Raw genomic sequence first — 3,748 nt, 5'->3', positions numbered from 1 at the left:
GGTCAGATCCGCTTTCCGCAGGAAAACGGATCTGACCCCATCGGCAATCCCATCCGGAATGGCGGGCGTCGGATTGTGTCTGGGGCAGAGCCCCCTGAGTCAGGGGGCGGCCGCGAAGCGGCGGGGGGTTGGGTGTTGGTAAGTGGGGCCCGCGGTTCGCGCAGCGAAGCGTGGGAGCGGCAGCGCGCATGCGATGGCGCGTACCGAGGTGCAGGGCCGCGGGCCCTGCCGACCAACCCGCTACCTGGCAGCGGCGATCTGCTTTTCGATGTCGGCGGCGGTCACCGGGCCAAGGAAGCTGTGCGCCAGCTTGCCCTGCGGATCCAGCAGATGCGTCAGCGGCAGCCCACGCGGGGTGGCGAAATCGGCCGGCGGATCGAACGGATCCACGATCACGATCGGGTAGGTCACCGGATGCTTGGTCAGGAACGCCTGCATCTCAGGCGCCTCGATGTCCTCATAGGCCAGGCCGACCACTTCGATGTTGCTGCGCATCGCATGCAGCGCCGACAGCTCCGGCATCTCCTTGCGGCACGGCGCGCACCAGGTCGCCCAGAAATTCACCACCACCCACTTGCCACGATGCGCGGCCAGGTCGTAGTCGCTGCCATCCACCGCCTTCATCTTCAGGGTGGGAAACTCGACGGTGGCGCGCTCGGCCGGGGTCTCCTCCACGGGAGCCGGTGCACTCGGCGTCGGTGCCTGTGCCGGCGGCTGGCTGCTGGACGGGGTCGGTTCCTGCGCCGGCTTGCAGGCGGCAAGGGCCAGCGCCAGGGCCAGCGGGAGCAGCAGCAACGGGGTCTTGCGGGTCATGGCGTGTCTCCGGAATCGGTATAGATATCGCTGACCTTGCGCTTGAGGCGTTCGCGCAGGGGCAGTCGCAGGTCGTCCAATGCCGCCAGGGCGGCCCGGCCCAGGCTGTCATCGCGGTACGGCAGGTGCTGTTCGGCCACCGGGATGCGCAGCTGGGTGCATTCGTACAGGTCGGCCAGGCTGACCTGGTCGAGGTCGCGCGACAGCAGCCACTCGCCTTGCTCGTCGCGGCGCAGCAGGCCGATCTCCTGCAGGTTGCAGGCCAGGTCATGCAACAGGGAGTCCGTCAGCATCGGCTCCAGCCGCAGGATTTCATCATCGGCCAGGCCCCTGCCCTTCAAGCGTGCATGATGGAAGCGGCCGAGCAGGCGCAGCAGGCCGTAGAACTCATAGCCCTGCGGCAGCCGCAGTTCAACCGGCTGGTAGCGGAAGGCGGCCATCGACGAGGACAGGGACGCGCCCAGCAGCACGGCCACCCAGCACAGGTAGATCCACAGCAGCAGGATCGGCACGAAGGCGACCGTGCCATACAGCTTCTGGTAGGACTGGAAGCTGCCCAGGTAGGCTCCGATGCCCCACTTCACCAGTTCCAGGATCACCGCGGCCAGGATCGCGCCGGGCACCGCGTGCCGCCATTTCACGGTGTGGTGCGGCACCACCCGGAACATCAGCGTGATGCACACGAACTCGATCAGGATCGGTGCCAGCCGCAGTGCCAGTTCGGCCAGCCAGCGGCCCTCCTGTGTACCGAACAGCGGCATCGCGAACACCCGCGCCGATACCGCCAGCGAGGCGGCCGCCAGCATCGCGCCCAGGGTCAGTACGGTCCAGTAGACCAGGAAGCGGGTCAGCTTGGGCCGGGTCGAGCCGACCCGCCAGATCTGGTTGAATGTCTCTTCAACACTGTTGAGGGTGATCAGCAGCGACACCACCAGCGCGATGAAACCGGCCGCGGTCAGTTGGCCGGCGCTGGCCGAGAACTGCCGCAGGTAGCCCTCGGCCGCGCGCGCAGCGTTGGGCACGAAATTGGAGAAGACGTAATCGCTGAGCTGGTCGCTCCAGCGGTCGAAGACGGGGAAGGCCGAGAGCACACCGAATACCACGATCGCCAACGGCACCAGCGCGAACACGGTGGTGTAGGCCAGCGCCGCCGCTGCCTGGAACAGGCGGTCGTCGAGGAAGCGATGCCACAGGAAGCGGCCGAAACTGATGGCCCGTGCGCGATCCCGCGCGCGCTCCATCCACAGGTTGAGCGTATCCAAAGGTTCCATCGGCGAAAGGGTACCCGATGCGGAATGCTCGCAGGATAGCCATACTTGTGGCCAGACGACGAGGAGAAGCGGGCACGATGGGCGAGATTCTGGTGCTGTACTACAGCCGGGGCGGTTCGGTGGCACGGCTGGCGCGCCAGATCGCGCGGGGCATCGGCGAGGTGCCGGGGATGGGCGCGCGCCTGCGCACGGTGCCGCCGGTGGCCGCGGTAACCCAGACCGCGCAGCCGCCGGTGCCCGACGATGGCGCCCCCTACGTGAGCGTGCAGGACCTGGTCGAATGCCAGGGCCTGCTGCTCGGCAGCCCGACCCGATTCGGCAACATGGCCGCGCCGGTGAAGCACTTCCTCGATGGCCTGGGCGCCGAATGGGTCAATGGCACGCTGTCGGGCAAGCCGGCCGGCGTGTTCACCTCCACCGCTTCGATGCATGGCGGCCAGGAGTCGACCCTGCTGTCGATGCAGGTCCCCCTGCTGCACCACGGATGCGTGATTGTCGGCATCCCGTTCACCGAGCCGGCGCTGAGCCATACCACCAGTGGCGGCACGCCGTACGGTGCAAGCCACGTAGCCGGTGCCTCCGACGACCCGCAACCGACCGACGACGAGGCCGTGCTGGCCCGCGCGCTGGGCCGCCGGGTGGCCGACATCGCGCAGCGGTTGGCCCGATGAACCGGCCGCCGCGCACGGTCCTGCTGTTGGCCCTGATGGGGCTGGCTGCACTGTTCGCAGGCTGGTTCATCAATGACAAGCACTGGCTGGCCACCCAGCTGGTGTTCACCGCGCCGCCGCTGGCGCTGGCCTTTGCGCTGCGGCTGGGCTGGCGCAAAGCCGGCTTCTGGGCCTCGGTACTGGCCCTGGGCTGGTTCAGCCACGGCGTGATGAGTGCATGGAGCCACCCGGAAACACGCTGGCTGGCGCTGATCGAGATCGGCCTGGCCCTGCTGGTGATCTTCAGCGCCAGCCTGCCAGGGCTGCGCGCCCGCTTCGGCAAGCGACGCTGACGCTGCGACCGCCGGGCCGTATCATCTGTGTTCCTGGCCCCGCGCCGCTGTACCTGTCCTGGTTTCGCGCATGCACATGATGGAAGAGCTCCTGGTCGTCACCACCGGCGGCACGATCGACAAGATCTACTTCGACGACAAGTCGGACTACCAGATCGGCGATCCGCAGATCGGCATGATCCTGCGCGAGCTGGGCGTGACCTTCCGTTTCAACGTGATTCCGATCCTGCGCAAGGACTCGCTGCACATCAACGATGAGGACCGCGAGCTGATCCGCGCCACCATCGCCGCGCAGCCAACCCGCCACGTGCTGGTGACCCACGGTACCGATTCGATGGTGCAGACCGGCAAGGTGCTGGCGACGATCCCGGACAAGACCATCGTGATGACCGGCGCGCTGAGCCCGGCCCGTTTCCGCGGCTCGGATGCGGAGTTCAACATCGGCTGCGCGATCGGTGCGGTGCAGTCGCTGCCGACCGGCGTGTACATCGCGATGAACGGGCGGATCTTTGATCCGCAGCACGTGCGCAAGAACGTGGCGGCGAACCGCTTCGAGTCGGTCTGAGGAACGGCGTGCCGACCAAGGTCGGCACCCACCGAAGCGCTGCCCTTGTAGTGCCGAGCCATGCTCGGCAACCGCGCGGCACAGGCATCCCAAACC

5 protein-coding genes are annotated in these 3,748 nt (G+C 67.5%); 3 read left to right on the top strand and 2 right to left on the bottom strand.

The annotated features are described in order from the left end of the window. Nucleotides 1-240: 240 nt before the first annotated feature. Entirely contained in the window at nucleotides 241-813 is a 573-nt protein-coding gene (locus O0J73_RS21800; RefSeq protein ID WP_308309622.1) for a TlpA disulfide reductase family protein, read from the bottom strand. Continuing rightward, a complete protein-coding gene (locus tag O0J73_RS21795) occupies nucleotides 810-2,084 on the bottom strand; it encodes a YihY family inner membrane protein (RefSeq protein ID WP_004154462.1) in 1,275 nt (424 codons plus the stop codon). The genes O0J73_RS21800 and O0J73_RS21795 overlap by 4 nt, the downstream gene beginning before the upstream one ends. A 77-nt stretch (nucleotides 2,085-2,161) precedes the next feature. Between O0J73_RS21795 and wrbA the strand changes: the two genes are divergently transcribed. The 3 genes from wrbA (at nucleotide 2,162) to O0J73_RS21780 (ending at nucleotide 3,652) form a co-directional block, all read left to right on the top strand. After that, nucleotides 2,162-2,755, top strand: a complete 594-nt coding sequence (gene wrbA, locus O0J73_RS21790; RefSeq protein ID WP_197564569.1) for an NAD(P)H:quinone oxidoreductase — start codon at nucleotides 2,162-2,164, stop codon at nucleotides 2,753-2,755. Beyond that, nucleotides 2,752-3,087, top strand: a complete 336-nt coding sequence (locus O0J73_RS21785) for a DUF2069 domain-containing protein (protein ID WP_049457528.1) — start codon at nucleotides 2,752-2,754, stop codon at nucleotides 3,085-3,087. The genes wrbA and O0J73_RS21785 overlap by 4 nt, the downstream gene beginning before the upstream one ends. A 79-nt stretch (nucleotides 3,088-3,166) precedes the next feature. After that, nucleotides 3,167-3,652, top strand: a complete 486-nt coding sequence (locus tag O0J73_RS21780) for an asparaginase domain-containing protein (protein ID WP_040009892.1) — start codon at nucleotides 3,167-3,169, stop codon at nucleotides 3,650-3,652. The last annotated feature ends 96 nt before the right edge of the window (nucleotides 3,653-3,748 follow it).

Origin of the sequence: Stenotrophomonas sp. Sm6012, assembly GCF_030985895.1 — a bacterium.
Lineage (GTDB): Bacteria > Pseudomonadota > Gammaproteobacteria > Xanthomonadales > Xanthomonadaceae > Stenotrophomonas > Stenotrophomonas forensis.
This window is presented reverse-complemented; position numbering and strand designations above follow the sequence as displayed.

What these genes read in the sequence shown, in the direction of transcription:
- O0J73_RS21795 (WP_004154462.1), bottom strand. Translation starts at nt 2,084, where the DNA reads ATGGAACCTTTGGATACGCTCAACCTGTGGATGGAGCGCGCGCGGGAT.
- O0J73_RS21800 (WP_308309622.1), bottom strand. Translation starts at nt 813, where the DNA reads ATGACCCGCAAGACCCCGTTGCTGCTGCTCCCGCTGGCCCTGGCGCTG.
- wrbA (WP_197564569.1), top strand. Translation starts at nt 2,162, where the DNA reads ATGGGCGAGATTCTGGTGCTGTACTACAGCCGGGGCGGTTCGGTGGCA.
- O0J73_RS21780 (WP_040009892.1), top strand. Translation starts at nt 3,167, where the DNA reads ATGGAAGAGCTCCTGGTCGTCACCACCGGCGGCACGATCGACAAGATC.
- O0J73_RS21785 (WP_049457528.1), top strand. Translation starts at nt 2,752, where the DNA reads ATGAACCGGCCGCCGCGCACGGTCCTGCTGTTGGCCCTGATGGGGCTG.